The organism is Micromonospora musae (genome assembly GCF_003626635.1).
Lineage (GTDB): Bacteria > Actinomycetota > Actinomycetes > Mycobacteriales > Micromonosporaceae > Micromonospora > Micromonospora musae.
The window spans coordinates 1-16,339 of sequence record NZ_RAZT01000027.1; the positions used below are offsets into that span (position 1 = coordinate 1).

Sequence of the window (16,339 nt, forward strand, 5' to 3'; positions counted from 1 at the left end):
ACGAGACCACCCGCCGCGTCGCCCCGGTAGCGCCACCAGCTCCCGTCGGCACGGGCCACGTCGACGTCGACCAGCTCGGCGTGGAAGAGGGCGAGCGCGCCGGCGACCGCCGCGCCCGCCACCCCCCGCTCGTCGAGCTGGTTGAGGGCGGCGGTGGACTCGGCGAACGTCCGCCAGGTGCGCTGCTCCTGGTCGGCCCGGAGCCGGTGCCGGTAGGTCTGCTGGAGCAGCCAGAGCGGTGGCGGGAGCAGCAGCAGCCAACGCGCATCGACGTGCAGGAGCACCACCACGACCAGGCCGACCGCCACGTTGCCGACGAACATCAGTAGCTTGCCGCGGAGCGCGGCCAGCAGCGGGGGCCCGATCGGCACGCCGAGCCGCAGGCCGAGCGTGACCCCGCTGAGCCAGGCGGTGACGAGCAGGTACGTCACCGCGCCGGCGATCATGGCGGCGGAGAGCCCGGGCGTCGGGGTGGCGAGCAGCGGGTGCCCGAGGGTGGTGGTGACCGCCACGGCGAGCGCGGACGCGGCCGACAACGACGCCGCGATCCGGACGGTCTCCAGCACCGGCCGCCGTTCGCCGTAGGCCGAGAGCGCGGACCAGGCGAGTCCGGCGCCGATCAGGGTGGCGGACGGGATCCAGCCGGCGGGCACCAGGTAGAGGCAGATGATCAGTGCCGCCTCGCCCCAGCTGATGCTCACCATGCCGGCCGGCGCACGGAAGCGCAGCCGGGCCAGCTGGGCGAGGGCGAGTACGGCGACGGCGATGCCGTAGCGGGCGGGGGCGGGGAGCGGATCGTCGACGGGCAGGCGGTGCGGCAGCGTCAGACCGACCACCGCGGCCACGAGAGCTGTCACGGTGACCGCCGCCGTGAGCACGAGCACCCGGGGCGGGTTGCCGCGCAGCCCGAGCCGGTCGGCCTGCTCGCCGGCCTGGCCGGAGGTCACCGACCCGCTCCGCGGCCCGGTGCGCACCCGGTACGACGGGCAGCCGCTGCTGTGACGGTCATCGGCGCCCCCTCCCGCGCACGGTTCGGGGACGCGTGGTCCCCCCGGCGAGAGGCTAAGCCAAACCCGGTGGCCGCAACAGGGGTCGACCGCCGGGTTCGGCGTGATTCACGCTCGGACTACCCGTTTCGGCGCTGCTGGTGCCCGGTGGGAGCCTCCGGGGATGAATCCTGTTCCTCACTCCCGTCCGTCGGATCGACGGCCACCGCGTCCGCCTTGCCCGGGTCGCCCACCGGACCCTGTTGCGGGAACCGATCGGGCAGTCGGCGCAGCCGAGCGTTCATGTTGCGGATCAGCAGGACGGTGGCGGTGCCCAGCACCAGGATCAGGAGCAGACCCATCGGGCCGGCCAGGCCACCCGTGCGGGTGTCCCCGAAGTTGTTCTCCGCGAGCACCTGGGCAGCGGTCAGCATGGCGTTCCTCCGATGTGCGGTTGCCCACCAGCGTAACGCCGTCCCAGATCAGCGGGCATGCGCCGTCCCGCGTACTCCGGCGAAGAGGTCCGACTCGGGCAGCTGGCTCTCGACCAGCGAGCGCGCCAGGTGGAAGTCCTCGGTCGGCCAGGCGTTCTGCTGGATCTCCATGGGCACCCGGAAGAAGAAGCCGTCCGGGTCGACCTGGGTGGCGTGGGCGCGTAGCGCGTCGTCGCGGACCGGGAAGTACTGCGCGCAGGGCACCCGGGTGGTGATCTCGGGACGCTGCTCGTCCGGGTTCTCCTCCCAGCGCTTGAGCCAGTCCTGGTAGGGCGACTCCAGCCCGGCGGCGAGCACCGCCTCGTGCAGCGCCATGATCTTCGCCTTGGAGAATCCGATGTCGTAGTAGAGCTTGAGCGGCTGCCAGGGCTCGCCGAGCTCGGGGTAGCGCGCCGCGTCACCGGCGGCCGCGAAGGCCTCGACGCTGATGTTGTGGCACATGATGTGGTCGGGGTGAGGGTAGCCGCCCCGCTCGTCGTACGTGGTGACCACGTGCGGGCGGAACTCGCGCATCAGCCGCACCAGCGGACCCGCGGCCACCTCGACGTCCTGGAGCGCGAAGCACCCCCCGGGCAGCGGCGGCAGCGGGTCGCCCTCGGGCAGGCCCGAGTCGACGAAGCCGAGCCAGGCCTGCTCGACGCCGAGGATCGCGCGCGCCGCGTCCATCTCGCCGCGGCGGATCTCCGCGATGTTGGCCCAGACGTCGGGTTGGTCGAGCTTCGGATTGAGCACGCTGCCGCGCTCACCCCCGGTGCAGGTCGCGACGAGGACCTCCACGCCCTCGGCGACGTACTTGGCCATGGTGGCGGCACCCTTGCTGGACTCGTCGTCCGGGTGTGCGTGGACGGCCATGAGGCGTAGCTGTTCTGCCAACGTCGGCACTCCTCGTCTGGGGCGGCCGGTCGGCCTCGAAGGCCGGTGACCTGCCATGATCCTCCGCCCGATGACACCGGACGGTCACCTCCGGTGGCCGACCTGCCATGCTTGACGCCGGGCCGGGCTGGGAGGATGGACTGAGCCATTCTTGCTGATGCCACTGACAACGACGCCAGGAGATACCCGCCGGTGAGCGAGACGCACACCACAGTTGCCCCGGAAGCACCGGTGTTCCCCGCCGGACGGTACGGCCGCCGCCGGGAGCCGGGCCGTCGCCGCTCGAAGGTTCCCGCCATCGCGGCGCTGGTCGTCCTACTGGCCGCGCTCAGCGTGATCTCGGTACGTCTCTACCGCCAGTACGGCGATCCGAACTACGACGCCCAGGTCATCACGTACACGGACATAACCGACAATCAGCTACGGCTCGACTTCCGGGTGACCGTGCCCTCCGGCGGCTCGGCGGTCTGCCTGCTGCGTGCCCGCGACCGGGCCGGCAACGAGGTGGCCCGCGAGCAGACCACCGTGACCGCGGCGCCCGGGCAACGGCACGTCACCGTCCAGCACCGGATGACGACCACCGGACGGGCCTTCATCGGCGAGGTGCTGCGCTGCCGCCCGCCGGCCTGACCGCGTCGCCGACCCGCCGCTGACGGCCCTCGCCCGGGGGCCGGCCGAGGGTCTCGCCACTCCCCGAGGCCCCTGCCTGACCAGCCCGTACGCGGCTGACGCGCAGCGCACGGGCCGACGGAGGACCATCCTCGCGACCACCTGCCGAGGCGATCCGCCGGTGGTGTTCGTGGCCACCTCGTGTCGTATCGCACTGGTAACTTGGAGATTCACCTGTCGTCCAGCCCCGCACAACTGAGGAGACCGCCTGTGTCCACTGGCAACGAGGCGCCCGCCACCTGGCTGTCGCAGGACGCTTACGACCGCCTCCAGGCCGAGCTCGACGAGATGATCGCCAACCGCCCGGTCATCGCCGCCGAGATCAACGCCCGGCGCGAGGAGGGCGACCTGCGCGAGAACGGCGGCTACCACGCCGCCCGTGAGGAGCAGGGCAAGGCCGAGGGGCGCATCCGCTACCTCCAGGAGCTGCTGCGCACCGCGAAGGTCGGCGAGGCGCCTTCCGCCGACGCGGTGACGCCCGGCATGGTGGTCACCATCTACTTCGACGACGACAAGGACGACACCGAGACGTTCCTGCTCGGTTCCCGCGAGATCTCGTCCACCACCGACCTGACCGTCTACAGTCCGGAGTCGGCGCTCGGCAAGGCCATCCTCGGCGGTCGCGCCGGGCAGACCTGCACCTACACGGCGCCCAGCGGGGCCGACATCAAGGTGACCGTGGTCAAGTTCGAGCCGTTCGGCGGCTGACCCCCGGGCCGGTCGGCACCTGCGTACCGTCCTGCGAGGCGTGACACCGACAGGTGTCACGCCTCGTCGGCACGGAGCACCTGATGCTCACGCCTCGCCGGCGAAGACCACCTGGTAACCGCTCGCCCGCAGCGCACTGATCAGAGTGTCCGAATGCTCCACACCGCGGGTCTCCACCGAGAGCGCCACCTCCACCTCGCCGAGGTGCAGGTGCGGGTGGGCACGCTGATGCACCACGTCCACCACGTTCGCCCGGTGCTCGGCGATCTCACCGAGCAGCGAGGCGAGCTGACCGGGACGGTCCGAGCAGCGCACCGTGAAGCGCAGATAGCGGCCGGCGGCGGCCAGGCCGTGCTCGATCACCCGCATCATCAGCAGCGGGTCGATGTTGCCGCCGGAGAGCACCGCGACCACCGGCGCCTCCACCTGCACCACACCGGCCAGCAGCGCCGCCACACCGACCGCCCCGGCCGGCTCGACCACCTGCTTGCCACGCTCCAGGAGCATCAGCAGCGCCCGGGAGATGTCCTCCTCGGAGACGGTGACCACCTCGTCCACCAGCTTGCGCACGTGCGTGAAGGTGAGGTCACCGGGCCGCCCCACGGCGATGCCGTCGGCGATGGTGCTGAACGCCGGCAGCCGCACCGGCTCCCCCGCGACCAGGGAGGGCGGGTAAGCGGCCGCGCCGGTCGCCTGCACCCCGATCACCCGTACGTCCGGACGCAGCGCCTTGGCGGCCACCGCGATCCCCGAGACCAGGCCACCACCGCCGACCCCGGTGATGATCGTCTTGACGTCCGGGCACTGCTCGAGGATCTCCAGCGCCACCGTGCCCTGGCCGGCGATCACGTCCCGGTGGTCGAACGGGTGGATGAAGACCGCCCCGGTCCGTTCGGCGAACGTCTGCGCCGCCACCAACGACTCGTCGACCGTGTTGCCGATCAGCTCGACCTGCGCCCCGTACCCTTTGGTGGCCGCCACCTTCGGCAGCGGCGCGTTCACCGGCATGAAGACCGTGGCGTGCGTCCCCACCAGGCCGGCGGCGAGCGCCACCCCCTGGGCGTGGTTGCCGGCGCTCGCCGCGACCACCCCCTGGGCGCGCTCCTCCGCCGACAACCTGGAGATCCGGACGTACGCGCCGCGCACCTTGTACGACCCGGCCCGCTGCAGGTTCTCACATTTGAGCCAGGTCGGACCGCCGAGCGCGGCGCTCAGCGGCCGGGAGGGCTCCAGCGGGGTGGTGCGGGTGACGCCGGCGAGCAGTTCCCGCGCGGCCCGTACGTCGGCGAGACCGACCAGTTCCGTCATGCCCCGATCGTGCCACCCGCCGGTTTGGCTCCCGGCGGCGACGCCCGGGAAGGTCAGCGGCGCCGGCCGGCTCGAACGATCACGCGACTGCGGGTGACCCCGTACCGACCCGGGGGTAGCCGGGGGCGTGCCGGGGCCACGGCGACTCCATCTCGAACTGCCCGGCGACGCCGAGCAGCAGCAGCTCCGAGCCGGGCGGCCCGATCAGCTGCACGGCGACCGGCAGCCCGTCCGGACGGCGCCCCACCGGCACCACGATCGACGGCAGGCCGGCGACGTTCCAGGGCGCGGCGAACGGGGCGTACCGGATGTTGGCCGCCATGTTGGCCCGCCACGAGCGCGACGACCAGCCGGCCGCCTCCGGCGGCGGAGCGGCCAGCGCCGGGGTGAGCAGCAGGTCGATCGAGTGGTCGCTGAAGAAGCCGACGGAGCGGACCCGCCAGGCGGCCCGGTCGGCCTCCCGCACGTACCCCCGTCGCTGCGCCCACTCGCCGAGCGCGACGTGCCGGCGGCTGCGCTGCTGAAGGCTGCGCCGGTCGACCCCGCTGGCCCGCACGTCGGCGGCGGCCGCCGCGAACCAGGTGGCGATCCCCTGAAGGCCGAGCCGGGTCGGGTAGACCGGGTCGGCCGGCACGGTGTCGTGGCCGGCGGCGGCCAGCAACCGCCCCGCCGCAGCGACCGCGTCCCGGTTCGGCGCGTCCGGCGACACACCGCGCACCGGCGAGCGGAGCGAGACGCCGACGCGCAGCCGCTGGGGCGGCACCAGCTTCTCCGGACGCCGCCCGGCCAGCACCGAGAAACCCACCGCCGCGTCGGCGACGGTGGTGGTCAGCACACCGTGCTCGGCGAGCCCGAACCAGTCGTCCGCACCGAGCTGGGACGGGATGACCCCACGGCCGGGCTTCAGCCCGACCAGGCCGCAGCAGGCGGCGGGGATACGGATCGAGCCGAGGCCGTCGTTGCCGTGCGCCATCGGCACCAGCCCCGCCGCGACCGCGGCCGCCGCGCCACCGGAGGAGCCGCCCGGGGTACGTCGGGTGTCCCACGGGTTGCGGGTCACCGCCGTCTCGTCGTCGGTGAGCGCCCAGAGGCCGAGCTCCGGCATCCGGGTCACCCCGAGGATCACCGCGCCGGCCCCGCGCAGCCGGCGGACCACCTCGTGGTCGGCCTCGGCCACCGGCGTACGCACCGCGGCCGACCCGTTCCAGGTGGGCAGGCCGGCGACGGGGGTGTTCTCCTTCACCGCCACCGGCACCCCGGCCAGCGGAAGGTTGGCGAGATCCTCCTCCTCGTCGACCTTCTCCGCCTCGGTGATCGCCTCCCCGCCGCGTAGGACGCGGAACGCGGCGAGGTCGGCGTCGGCCCGCGCGATGTGGTCGAGGTGGTCCGCGACTACCTGGGTGGCGGAGACGTCACCCCGCCGTACGCCCCGGGCGACCTGCTTGGCGGTCGCCCCGACCCAGGTCGGCATGATGTCCTGCACGGCCACCCTCCCCAGCCAGCGGTCAGCCCAGCGCCTGCTCCAGATCGGCGAGCTGGTCGTCGACCGTCTCGATGCCGACAGACAGTCGCACGAGATCGCCGGGAACTTCAAGCGGTGAGCCCGCAGCACTTGCGTGTGTCATCCGGCCCGGGTGCTCGATCAGCGATTCCACCCCGCCGAGCGACTCGGCGAGCACGAACAACTTGGCCCGATTGCAGATCTCGACGGCGTGTTCCTCGCCGCCCGCCGCCCGGAACGAGATCATGCCGCCGAACCGGCGCATCTGCTTCGCCGCGACCTCGTGGCCCGGGTGCGAGGGCAGCCCCGGGTAGATCACCTGCGCCACCTTCGCGTGCCCGTCCAGGTACGCGGCGAGCCGCTCGGCGTTGTCGCAGTGCCGGTCCATCCGTACCCCGAGGGTCTTGATGCCCCGCAGGGTGAGCCAGGCGTCGAACGGGCCGTTGACGGCGCCCATCGCGTTCTGGTGGTAGCGCAGCTCCTCACCCAGCCCGGCGTCGGCGGTGACCAGCGCGCCGCCGACCACGTCGGAGTGCCCGCCGACGTACTTCGTCGTGGAGTGCACCACCACGTCGGCGCCGAGCGTGATCGGCTGCTGCAGGTACGGCGAGGCGAACGTGTTGTCGACGACCAGCAGCGCCCCCGCGTCGTGCGCGACGGCGGCCAGGGTGGCGATGTCGGCGATGCCGAGCAGCGGGTTGGTGGGCGTCTCCACCCAGACGAGCTTGGTGCTGCCGGGACGGATCGCGGCGCGGACCGCGTCCGGGTCGGAGACCTTGGCCGGCGTGAACTCCAGGCCCCAGCGCTGCTGGACCCGGGCGAAGAGACGGTACGTGCCCCCGTACGCGTCGTCGGGGATCACCACGTGGGAACCGGGCTCGCAGACGGCACGCAGGAGGGTGTCCTCGGCCGCCAGACCGCTGGCGAAGGCGAGCCCGACCTGGCCGGCCTCCAGCGCCGCCAGGCAGTCCTGGAGCGCGTCCCGGGTCGGGTTGCCCGAGCGGCTGTACTCGTAGCCGAGCCGCGGCGCGCCGACCGCGTCCTGCGCGTACGTGCTGGTCTGGTAGATGGGTGGGATCACCGCGCCGGTGCGGGCCTCGGGGTCCTGGCCGGCGTGGATGGCGAGCGTCTCGAAGCCGTGACTCATTCCCGTGACGTTAGTCCGCCGGCCCCGCCGACCGGGCGCAACCCAGCGCGTCGCGTCCGCGCGCTCTCCTACCGGTCGGCGATAATGGCCCGGTGACCTCGACCGCCCTCCCCTCCCGCCTGATCGGTGCGGCCGATCGCATTCCGGCCTCGCTCGCGGAGCTGGCCGGTCCCGAGCACGGCCGGGTCGAGCTTCCGGTACGACTCGCCTGGTCCGGGCCGAGCGACTTCGACGTCAGCGACCCGCGCGAGCGACTGACCCTCTACTGCCTCTTGCTCGACTGCGGTCAGCGCGGCGACATCATCCGCTACGTCAACCCGGAACTGCTGCGTCGGGACTGGCCACGGATGCGACGGCTGACCGCCCGGCGACTGATCTCGCTGTGGGAACGGCGGCTGCCCGATCTCGCCACCGCCTGATGGACGCCCTGCACCGTCAGCTGGTCGAGATCGGCTTCGCCGCCGGCGACGATCTCGGTCTGATGTTGGCCGGTGGGTACGCGATGTGCGCGCACGAGCTGCTCAGTCGGCCGTCGCAGGACGTCGACTTCGCTACCGCGAGCACCCTGCCCCTGCCGGTGGTGGTGGACCGTCTCGCGGCCGCCTTCGCCGCCGCCGGTTTCACCACCCGGATCATCGAGTCCACCCCGCGGATGGCTCGGTTGGTCGTCTCCGACCGGGCAAGCACTTGTGAAGTGGATCTGCTCAAGGAGGCGCTCGGCCCGCCCGCACAGTTGAACATCGGTCCGGTCCTCTCCTTCGAGGACGCGGTGGGGCTCAAGATGCGGGCGTTGCACGACCGAGCAGCTCACCGGGACTTCATCGACGTCCGCGCCGCCAACGCACGGCTTGCCTGGACCGAGCTGGAACGGCTGGCCGCTCGCCACACCGCAGGATTCTCGATCGAGGAGCTGGCGGACCGGCTGGGCGGGGTGGACGAACGGGACGAGCGGGGATTCCGGTCCTACGGCCTCGGCGATCTCGACATCGAGGAGCTCAAGCGCTGGGCGCGACGCTGGGAGGCCGACATCCGGGGGCGTCTCGCCGGCGGTGATACCGGGCCGGTCGGCGTGCCGGACGACGGGTGGGACGCGTACCTCGACCCGGCCTGAGGCGGGGCGGTTCGTGAACGGACGGCGGGCCCGGCATAGCCTGGCCGGGTGGCGGGGTGCGTCTTCTGCGGGATCGTGTCGGGTGAGCTGCCCGCGATGCGGGTGACCGACGAGGCCGACGGGGTGGCGTTCCTGGACACCCGGCCGGTCTTCAAGGGGCACGTGCTGGTGGTGCCGCGTCCCCACCTGGTGACGCTCGCCGACCTGCCGCCAAAGTCGCTGCCCGGATACTTCGCCCTCGTCCAGCGGCTCGCGGTGGCGGTCGAGGCCGGTCTGGGCTCTGGTGGGACCTTCGTGGCGATCAACAACAAGGTGTCCCAATCCGTCCCGCACCTGCACACCCACGTCATTCCCCGGACCAAGGGCGACGGCCTGCGCGGCTTCTTCTGGCCCCGCACCCGCTACACGGACGACGCCGAGGCGCAGGGGTACGCCGACCGGATCGCCGCCGCGCTCGCCACCGGGTGAGTCGGAGCGCAGCGGGTAAGGATGGGGTACCCCGCGGTGTTGCACGGGCTGGGAAAGCCAGGAGAGGAGTCCCACTGTGTTCCTGCGCCGCATGAAGGCCGAGATGATCTCCGCCGACCAGGCCTTGCCGGGCCGCCTGATCGCGATGCCCGTGGCCGACCGGCACGAGGTCCTCGGCACTCCGCTGAAGGGCCCCTTCCCCGAGGGCAGCCAGATCGCCGTCTTCGGCATGGGGTGCTTCTGGGGAGCTGAGCGGCTGTTCTGGACCCTACCCGGTGTCATCACCACCTCCGCCGGCTACGCGGGCGGCTACACGCCGAACCCGACGTACGAGGAGGTCTGTTCGGGTAGGACCGGGCACGCCGAGGCGGTCGAGGTGGTCTACGACCCCTCGAAGATCGCCTACGAGGACCTGCTGAAGGTCTTCTGGGAGAACCACGACCCAACCCAGGGCATGCGCCAGGGCAACGACGTGGGCACCCAGTACCGGTCGGCGATCTACGCGACCACCGACGAGCAGCTGGCCACCGCGACCGCGTCCCGCGATGCGTTCGCGCCGATCGTGGCCCGCGCCGGCAAGGGTGAGATCACCACGGAGATCGACCGGCTCGGCACGTACTACCTGGCGGAGGATTACCACCAGCAGTACCTGGCGCCGACGAAGAACCCGAACGGCTACTGCAACCACGGCCCGAACGGTCTCAGCTGCCCGGTCGGAGTGGCCCGGGTCAGCGGTACGCACTAGCCCACATCGCGACCTAGAAAGGGGGACCTTGAAGTCCGGTCCCCCTTTCAGTCACAACGAACGGTGCGAACCCGACGTCGACCGTGTCGACGGCCAGGTCCGAGAAGACCAGGGAGACGTTGTGGCCGTTCGTCCCGATGACGGCTTCGTGCAACGGGAGATCTAGATCTTGTGACCACCGCTCCGCGTCGGGCGAGTCGGTCAGCAGTCTCATACCCGGGTACAGCTCCTGCCACTTGACGCCCCACACGTATCCGTCGAGGTCAACGCCCTGTTCATAATCAACGAGCCGCTCGTCGAGTGATTCTTTCCAGACGGCGGGCGGTACGGCGGAGGTGGCCACGGCCCGGACGCAGTACTTGAACCGGTACCTCAGGTGCTTGGGCGCGATTCCGGTGTGGGGGTCGGCGGTGGCGTAGATGAAGACGTCGTAGTCACGCATATGGTCGGCGAAGCCGTGGAACACGATGGCTTGATCGAATACGTCCTCGAACGCGGCCCGGATCTCGGCAACATCCACGTCCGCATGATCGCATCAACGGTGAACCGCCCGGGCTGAGCCATCTCCGGGTCTTACGAAGTACCACATCGTCCGCCAGAGTCGAAGAACCCGAACGGCTACTGCAACCACGACCCGAACGGTATGACCTGCCCGGTCGGCGTCGCCCGGGATGCGCACCACCGTTCCCCGCCAACATCGACGTGGAAATCTCCGGCCTGAGGTGTCGCATCGGCCCGACGCCGTTCGTAGCGAAGATGGGGCGAACAGAGGGTCCGCCTGAGACGAGGGAGCAGACATGGCCGAGTACCTCATCTACTTCAACCAGCAGTGGGTGGGTGACCACACTGAGGAGTGGTTTCGCGGGCGCGGGCCACTCGCCAAGGCGGTCGTGGACGAGATCAAGGCGGCCGGGGCGTACGTGTTCGCCGGGGGCCTGGAAGAGGACGGCCCCGTCTTCAGTGCCGACGCCACGAGCGGCACGTTGATGTTCACCGACGGGCCCTACGTCGAGACCAAGGAGTGGCTCGGCGGGCTGACCGTGGTGGACGTGGCTGACGAGGAAACGGCCCGGATGTGGGCCGGCAAGATCGCGGAAGCCTGCGGGTGGCCCCAGGAGGTCCGACGGTTCGGCCGCGGCCCGGAGTGAGTGGGGAGTCGGCTGCCCCGTCCCGCCGACCGTTCCCCGCCGCCGGTGGCCCCGCGCCGCGGGCGGCGCGCATTCCCGGCCGGCATGTGATCGAAATCCGTTGCCGGCCCACGTGGCGACTGGATAGCGTGACGGTACACGGGAAAGGAGGTGGTCCAGACTTGTATAGCAATCGGACTCGTGAGGTGGCTGTCCGCTAGCCGCTGTCCTCGACAGTGAATCCGTCCGCCGCGAGGCGGGCACAGGCACGATCGTCGAGACCGTGTGGCAGCGGTGCGGCGAAACCACGACAGCCACCCGACCCCCGGGGTGCCGGCCAAAGTCCAGCCGGCCCGCGCGAGAGCGCGGAAACCCCGGGGGTCGCTTCATATGCAGCGAAGGGGTACGCCGTGTCGATGCGCGAGCTGGTGGTGCTCGGTACGGCCAGCCAGGCGCCGACCCGGTCGCGCAACCACAACGGGTACGTGCTGCGCTGGGACGACGAGGTGATCCTCTTCGACCCGGGCGAGGGCAGCCAGCGGCAGCTGCTGCACACCACGGTCACCGCGACCGACCTGACCCGCATCTGCGTCACCCACTTCCACGGCGACCACTGCCTGGGCCTGCCCGGCACCATCCAGCGGCTCTCCCTGGACCGGGTGCCGCATCCGGTGGCGGTGCACTTCCCGGCCGGTGGGGCCGAGTACTTCGCCCGGCTGCGCCACGCCACGAGCTTCTACGAGACCGCCGAGCTGCGGGTCGAGCCGATCGAGGCCGACGGGCAGCGGATCGAGCTGGGCTGCGGCACGTTGGAGGCCCGCCGGCTGCGCCACCCCATCGAGACGTACGGCTACCGGCTGGTCGAGCCGGACGGCTGCCGGATGCTGCCGGAGAAGCTGGCCGCGTACGGCATCGGCGGTCCGGCGGTCGGGGAGCTGATCCGCGTCGGCCACCTGGACCTGGACGGACGCCGCGTCACGCGGGACGAGGTGAGCGTGCCCCGGCCGGGGCAGCGGTTCGCCTTCGTGATGGACACCGGTCTCTGCGACGCGGTGTACGCCCTGGCCGAGCAGGCCGACCTGCTCGTCATCGAGTCGACCTTCCTGGAGTCGGAGACCGCGCTCGCCGCCGAGGTCGGCCACCTCACCGCGGGTCAGGCCGCCCGGGTGGCGACCGAGTCGGGCGTACGCACGCTGGTGCTCACCCACTTCTCCCAGCGTTACGCCGACCCGCGCCGGTTCCTCGACGAGGCGCGGGCGCACTTCGACGGCGACCTGGTGATCGCCGAGGATCTCACCACCGTTCAGGTTCCTCCCCGCCGCGGGTAGCCTCGGCCCGGTGACCGTCACCCTCCGCCCGGCGACCACCGACGACCTGATGGCGGTCGGCGCGCTGCACCGGCGTTCCCGCGTCGCCGCGTACTCCTCGTTCCTGCCGGCCGAGGCGCTGGCCGAGCCGACGGCGGAGGCGATGGGCAGCTACTGGACCGAGCGGTGGAGCTGGGAACGCCACGACCACCGGATGACCGTGGCCGAGCGGGACGGCGAGCTGGTCGGCTTCACCCACCTGGGTCCGGACGACGAGGGTGACCCGGCGACCGGGCTGCTGAACGCGATCCACCTCGACCCGGCCGAACGGGGCCGCGGGACGGGCCGGGAGCTGATGATCGACGCGCTGGCCGGTATGCGGGAGCGGGGCTGGCGGCGCGCGGTGCTCTGGGTCCTCGCGGAGAACGCCTCCGCCCGGCGCTTCTACGAGCGGGGTGGCTGGTCGCTGACCGGCGTCGAGCGGGAGGAGCTGATCGGCTCCGCGGTCACCGCGCAGCTCCGGTACGCCCGCCCGCTCTAGCCACGAAGATCCGCGCAACTTCGGTGGTGCAGCTGCCTCCGCTCGGCGTGAGGCCACTACTTCCCCGAAGTTGCGCGGATCTTGGTGCCGCCGGTTCGTCGCCTCGGTCAGCGGGCGCCGAGGTGGGCGAGCAGGTCCTGCCGGGTCAGCACACCCTTCGGCTTGCCGTCGACCAGCACCAGTGCGGCGTCGGACTTCTCCAGCAGGCCGACCGCCTCGCTCACCGGCTGGCCACCGCCGATCATCGGCAGCGGCGCGGCCATGTGCCGCTCGATCGTGTCGTGCAGGTGCGCCTGGCCGGTGAAGAGCGCGTCCAGCAGGTCCTTCTCGGCGATCGAGCCGGCCACCTCACCGGTGACGACCGGCGGCTCGGCCTTGAGCACCGGCAGCTGGGAGACGCCGTACTCGCGCATGTAGTCGATCGCGTCGCGGACCGTCTCGGTCGGGTGCACGTGCACCAGCTCGGGCAGCGCCCCCGGCTTGCTGGCCAGCGCGTCCGCCACGGTCGGCTCGGCGCCCGAGTTGTCCAGGAAGCCGTACCGGGCCATCCACGCGTCGTTGAAGATCTTGGACAGGTAGCCCCGGCCGCCGTCGGGCAGGAGCACCACGACGACGTCGTCCGGGCCGGCCTTGCGGGCCACCTCCAGGGCGGCCACCACGGCCATCCCGCAGGAGCCGCCGACCAGCAGCCCCTCCTCGCGGGCCAGCCGCCGGGTCATCTCGAACGACGCCTTGTCGGAGACCTCGACGATCTCGTCGGCGACGCCGCGGTCGTACGTCTCCGGCCAGAAGTCCTCACCGACTCCCTCGACGAGGTACGGCCGGCCGGTGCCGCCCGAGTAGACCGAGCCCTCCGGGTCGGCGCCGACCACCCGCACCCGCCCCTCAGAGGCCTCCTTCAGGTAGCGGCCGATGCCGGAGATGGTGCCGCCGGTGCCCACCCCGGCGACGAAGTGCGTGAGCTGACCCTCGGTCTGCCGCCACACCTCCGGACCCGTGCTCTCGTAGTGCGACCGCGGGTTCGCCGGGTTGCTGTACTGGTCGGGCTTCCAGGCGCCCGGGATCTCACGGGCCAGCCGGTTGGAGACGTTGTAGTAGGAGCGCGGGTCCTCCGGGGCGACCGCCGTCGGGCAGACCACGACCTCGGCGCCGTACGCCCGCAGCACGTCCTGCTTGTCCTGGCTGACCTTGTCCGGGCAGACGAAGACGCAGCGGTAGCCCTTGAGCTGCGCCACGAGGGCCAGCCCGACACCGGTGTTGCCGCTGGTCGGCTCGACGATCGTGCCGCCCGGCTTGAGCAGCCCGGCCGCCTCCGCGTCCTCCACCATCCGCAGCGCGATACGGTCCTTCACCGAACCGCCCGGGTTGAGGTACTCCACCTTCGCCAGCACCGTGGCCTGGATGCCCTCGGTGACGTTGCGCAGGCGCACCAGCGGGGTGTTGCCGATCATGTCGACGACGTTGTCGTAGTACTGCACCTAGATGTTCCTTCTCCTCGGCGCCGGCGTCGGGGCGGCCGGGCAGCTGGGCGGATTCCCAGCGCCCAGGGTACGTGTCGTCAGGGCGCCACATGTCCAGGGATGACCTGGCTACGACGCGTCTCCCACTCCAGGAACCGCTCCGTCTCGGCGAGCACGCTGCCGGCCAGCCAGGCGACCAGGACCGCGTCGTCGGCCAGCCCGAAGACCGCCAGCGGGATCTCCGGAACCAGGTCGATCGGCGAGGCGATGTACGCCGTGGCGGCGGCCATCAGGGCCAGCCGGAGGCCGCCGTCGTACTCCCGCCGCGCCGTCGCCCGGATCATCCGGGGCAGTGCTGCCAGCCGGGCACCGACCGACGGGCCGCCGCGCGCTCCGCTCGCCAGGGCCCGCGCCAGGGCCGCGAAGGCCGCGCTCCGCTTCAAGTTCTTCGCCATCCTCGTGCTCCTTCCCGCGAGCAGCATGTCGCCTCGACGCAAGGGCCCGGCTCGGACCGGCCGAGCGGTGGCCCTCGCACAGGAGGTACCCAGAACGGTCGTACCTGCCCCAGGTCCGTCTGCCCGCACGACGACAGCGCGCTGTCGGGGCGGCGCGATACTGTCGCGGTATGGGGGTGGCTGGCTCCGTCGTACCGGTTCGTCCGCGCTGGCAGCGCGCTCGGCAGATCGCCCGCCTCACGGCGATCGGCACGGGTGCCACAGCGGCGGCCGTGGTCGCCACCGCAGGAGTGTTGCTCGGTCAGGCCCGGCAGGCCCGGCGCATCATTCCGATGGCCGAGGCGCCGCCACCCCGCTGTGACGGCGTCTATGGCGCGAAGTTCCCCGGGCCACCGCTCACCATGGTGGTGCTCGGTGACTCCTCGGCCGCCGGCTACGGCGTGCACCGCCGCCGGGAGACGCCCGGGGCGCTGCTCGCCACCGGCCTGTCCCGCCGGTCCCGGCGACAGGTGCGGTTGCGCCGCTTCGCCGTGGTCGGGGCGATCTCGGCCGGCCTGAAGCACCAGGTCGACGCCGCGCTGGAGTGCCAGCCCGACATCGCGGTGATCCTCATCGGCGGCAACGACGTCACCAACCGCACCCCGCCCGCGTTGGCCGTGCGCTACCTGGTCGAGGCCGTCCAGACGCTGCGCGCCGGCGGCTGCGAGGTGGTCGTGGGCACCTGCCCGGATCTCGGGGCGATCCAGCCCATCCAGCCGCCGCTGCGCTGGCTGGCGCGACGGTGGAGCCGGCAGCTCGCCGCCGCTCAGACGGTCGCCGTGGTCGAGGCGGGTGGCCGTACGGTCTCCCTCGGCGACCTGCTCGGTCCCCGGTTCGCCGCCGAACCGGCCCGGATGTTCGCCTGGGACCGGTTCCACCCCTCGGCCGAGGGGTACGCCATGGCCGCGGCCGCGCTGCTGCCGACGGTGCTCTCCGTGCTCCGCGTCGGGCAGGAGCCACGGGCAGCGGCGGTCCTCGGTCGGGGCGTACGGTCACTGCCGGAGGCCGCGCAGGAGGCGGCCCGGCACGCCGGCACGGAGGTCAGCGGCGCCCAGGTCCGCGGTCGCGACCGTGGGCCGGCCGGCCGGTGGGCGCAGCTGCGCCGGCGGGCCTTCTTCGGGGTCGGCGCGGTGCCGCAGTCCGGTCCCGCCTCCGACTCACCCACCGTGGAGGGACTGGCATGAGCGAGCGGCAGCGAGCGAATCATCAGCACAGCGCGGTGGTGCCTCAGGACGGCGGCGAGCGCAGCGAGGCGGCGGCATGAGCGAGCGCAAGCGAGCGAATCATCAGCACAGCGCGGTGGTGCCTCAGGACGGCGGCGAGCGCAGCGAGGCGGCGGCATGAGCGAGCGCAAGCGAGCGAATCATCAGCACAGCGCGGTGGTGCCTCAGGACGGCGGC

Annotated in this window: 17 protein-coding genes and 2 pseudogenes; 10 read left to right on the plus strand and 9 right to left on the minus strand. The window is 72.0% G+C overall.

Annotation, left to right across the window (positions count from 1 at the left end):
• From D7044_RS31900 to mca, 3 genes and pseudogenes are all read right to left on the minus strand, one after another.
• Nucleotides 1-905 (minus strand): annotated as a pseudogene (locus tag D7044_RS31900) (GGDEF-domain containing protein); the annotation flags it as partial.
• A 221-nt stretch (nt 906-1,126) separates the two neighbouring features.
• Entirely contained in the window at nt 1,127-1,420 is a 294-nt protein-coding gene (locus D7044_RS31905; protein WP_120673289.1) for a hypothetical protein, read from the minus strand.
• 48 nt (nt 1,421-1,468) lie between these two features.
• Nucleotides 1,469-2,353, minus strand: coding sequence for a mycothiol conjugate amidase Mca (gene mca / locus D7044_RS31910; RefSeq protein WP_120673911.1), 885 nt, complete (start codon nt 2,351-2,353; stop codon nt 1,469-1,471).
• Nucleotides 2,354-2,545: 192 nt separating this feature from the next.
• Here mca and D7044_RS31915 point away from each other — a divergent pair, with 192 nt between their 5' ends.
• Both D7044_RS31915 and greA read left to right on the plus strand, forming a co-directional pair.
• Entirely contained in the window at nt 2,546-2,983 is a 438-nt protein-coding gene (locus D7044_RS31915) for a DUF4307 domain-containing protein (RefSeq protein ID WP_120673290.1), read from the plus strand.
• Between the two features lie 249 nt (nt 2,984-3,232).
• Nucleotides 3,233-3,730 (plus strand): transcription elongation factor GreA, encoded by a 498-nt coding sequence (gene greA / locus D7044_RS31920; protein WP_120673291.1) that lies wholly within the window; start codon nt 3,233-3,235, stop codon nt 3,728-3,730.
• Nucleotides 3,731-3,817: 87 nt separating this feature from the next.
• Here greA and ilvA read toward each other — a convergent pair whose 3' ends face one another.
• The 3 genes from ilvA to D7044_RS31935 form a co-directional block, all read right to left on the minus strand.
• On the minus strand, nt 3,818-5,038 hold the full coding sequence (gene ilvA, locus D7044_RS31925) for a threonine ammonia-lyase (protein ID WP_120673292.1): 1,221 nt from the start codon (nt 5,036-5,038) through the stop codon (nt 3,818-3,820).
• Between the two features lie 79 nt (nt 5,039-5,117).
• The gene (locus D7044_RS31930) at nt 5,118-6,527 is read right to left on the minus strand and encodes an amidase (protein ID WP_120691108.1); all 1,410 of its coding nucleotides are present in this window, start codon (nt 6,525-6,527) and stop codon (nt 5,118-5,120) included.
• 16 nt (nt 6,528-6,543) lie between these two features.
• Entirely contained in the window at nt 6,544-7,686 is a 1,143-nt protein-coding gene (locus D7044_RS31935) for a cystathionine gamma-synthase (protein ID WP_120691109.1), read from the minus strand.
• Between the two features lie 92 nt (nt 7,687-7,778).
• Here D7044_RS31935 and D7044_RS31940 point away from each other — a divergent pair, with 92 nt between their 5' ends.
• The 4 genes from D7044_RS31940 (at nt 7,779) to msrA (ending at nt 10,010) form a co-directional block, all read left to right on the plus strand.
• Nucleotides 7,779-8,105: a hypothetical protein gene (locus D7044_RS31940; protein WP_120691110.1), complete on the plus strand. Its 327-nt coding sequence runs from the start codon at nt 7,779-7,781 to the stop codon at nt 8,103-8,105.
• Entirely contained in the window at nt 8,105-8,797 is a 693-nt protein-coding gene (locus tag D7044_RS31945; protein WP_120691111.1) for a nucleotidyl transferase AbiEii/AbiGii toxin family protein, read from the plus strand. Before D7044_RS31940 ends, D7044_RS31945 begins: the two co-directional genes overlap by 1 nt.
• Nucleotides 8,798-8,845: 48 nt before the next feature.
• Nucleotides 8,846-9,265, plus strand: coding sequence for an HIT family protein (locus D7044_RS31950; protein ID WP_120691112.1), 420 nt, complete (start codon nt 8,846-8,848; stop codon nt 9,263-9,265).
• Between the two features lie 76 nt (nt 9,266-9,341).
• Nucleotides 9,342-10,010, plus strand: a complete 669-nt coding sequence (msrA, locus tag D7044_RS31955) for a peptide-methionine (S)-S-oxide reductase MsrA (RefSeq protein ID WP_120691113.1) — start codon at nt 9,342-9,344, stop codon at nt 10,008-10,010.
• A gap of 13 nt (nt 10,011-10,023) precedes the next feature.
• Here the strand turns inward: msrA and D7044_RS31960 are convergent, their stop codons facing one another.
• Nucleotides 10,024-10,530, minus strand: a complete 507-nt coding sequence (locus tag D7044_RS31960) for a YxiG-like protein (protein ID WP_120673298.1) — start codon at nt 10,528-10,530, stop codon at nt 10,024-10,026.
• A 277-nt stretch (nt 10,531-10,807) separates the two neighbouring features.
• On the opposite strand from D7044_RS31960, the gene D7044_RS31965 reads away from it, so the two are divergent.
• The 3 genes from D7044_RS31965 to D7044_RS31975 all read left to right on the plus strand — a co-directional run bounded on the left by D7044_RS31965 (nt 10,808) and on the right by D7044_RS31975 (nt 12,985).
• On the plus strand, nt 10,808-11,158 hold the full coding sequence (locus D7044_RS31965) for a YciI family protein (RefSeq protein ID WP_120691114.1): 351 nt from the start codon (nt 10,808-10,810) through the stop codon (nt 11,156-11,158).
• A 389-nt stretch (nt 11,159-11,547) separates the two neighbouring features.
• Nucleotides 11,548-12,465 (plus strand): ribonuclease Z, encoded by a 918-nt coding sequence (locus tag D7044_RS31970; protein WP_120691115.1) that lies wholly within the window; start codon nt 11,548-11,550, stop codon nt 12,463-12,465.
• Between the two features lie 10 nt (nt 12,466-12,475).
• Nucleotides 12,476-12,985, plus strand: coding sequence for a GNAT family N-acetyltransferase (locus D7044_RS31975; RefSeq protein ID WP_120691116.1), 510 nt, complete (start codon nt 12,476-12,478; stop codon nt 12,983-12,985).
• A gap of 107 nt (nt 12,986-13,092) precedes the next feature.
• Here the strand turns inward: D7044_RS31975 and D7044_RS31980 are convergent, their stop codons facing one another.
• Both D7044_RS31980 and D7044_RS31985 read right to left on the minus strand, forming a co-directional pair.
• Nucleotides 13,093-14,463: a cystathionine beta-synthase gene (locus D7044_RS31980; protein ID WP_120673302.1), complete on the minus strand. Its 1,371-nt coding sequence runs from the start codon at nt 14,461-14,463 to the stop codon at nt 13,093-13,095.
• Between the two features lie 80 nt (nt 14,464-14,543).
• Nucleotides 14,544-14,900: a YkvA family protein gene (locus D7044_RS31985; protein WP_120673303.1), complete on the minus strand. Its 357-nt coding sequence runs from the start codon at nt 14,898-14,900 to the stop codon at nt 14,544-14,546.
• A 170-nt stretch (nt 14,901-15,070) separates the two neighbouring features.
• Here D7044_RS31985 and D7044_RS31990 point away from each other — a divergent pair.
• A pseudogene (locus tag D7044_RS31990) lies at nt 15,071-16,203 on the plus strand (SGNH/GDSL hydrolase family protein).
• The last annotated feature ends 136 nt before the right edge of the window (nt 16,204-16,339 follow it).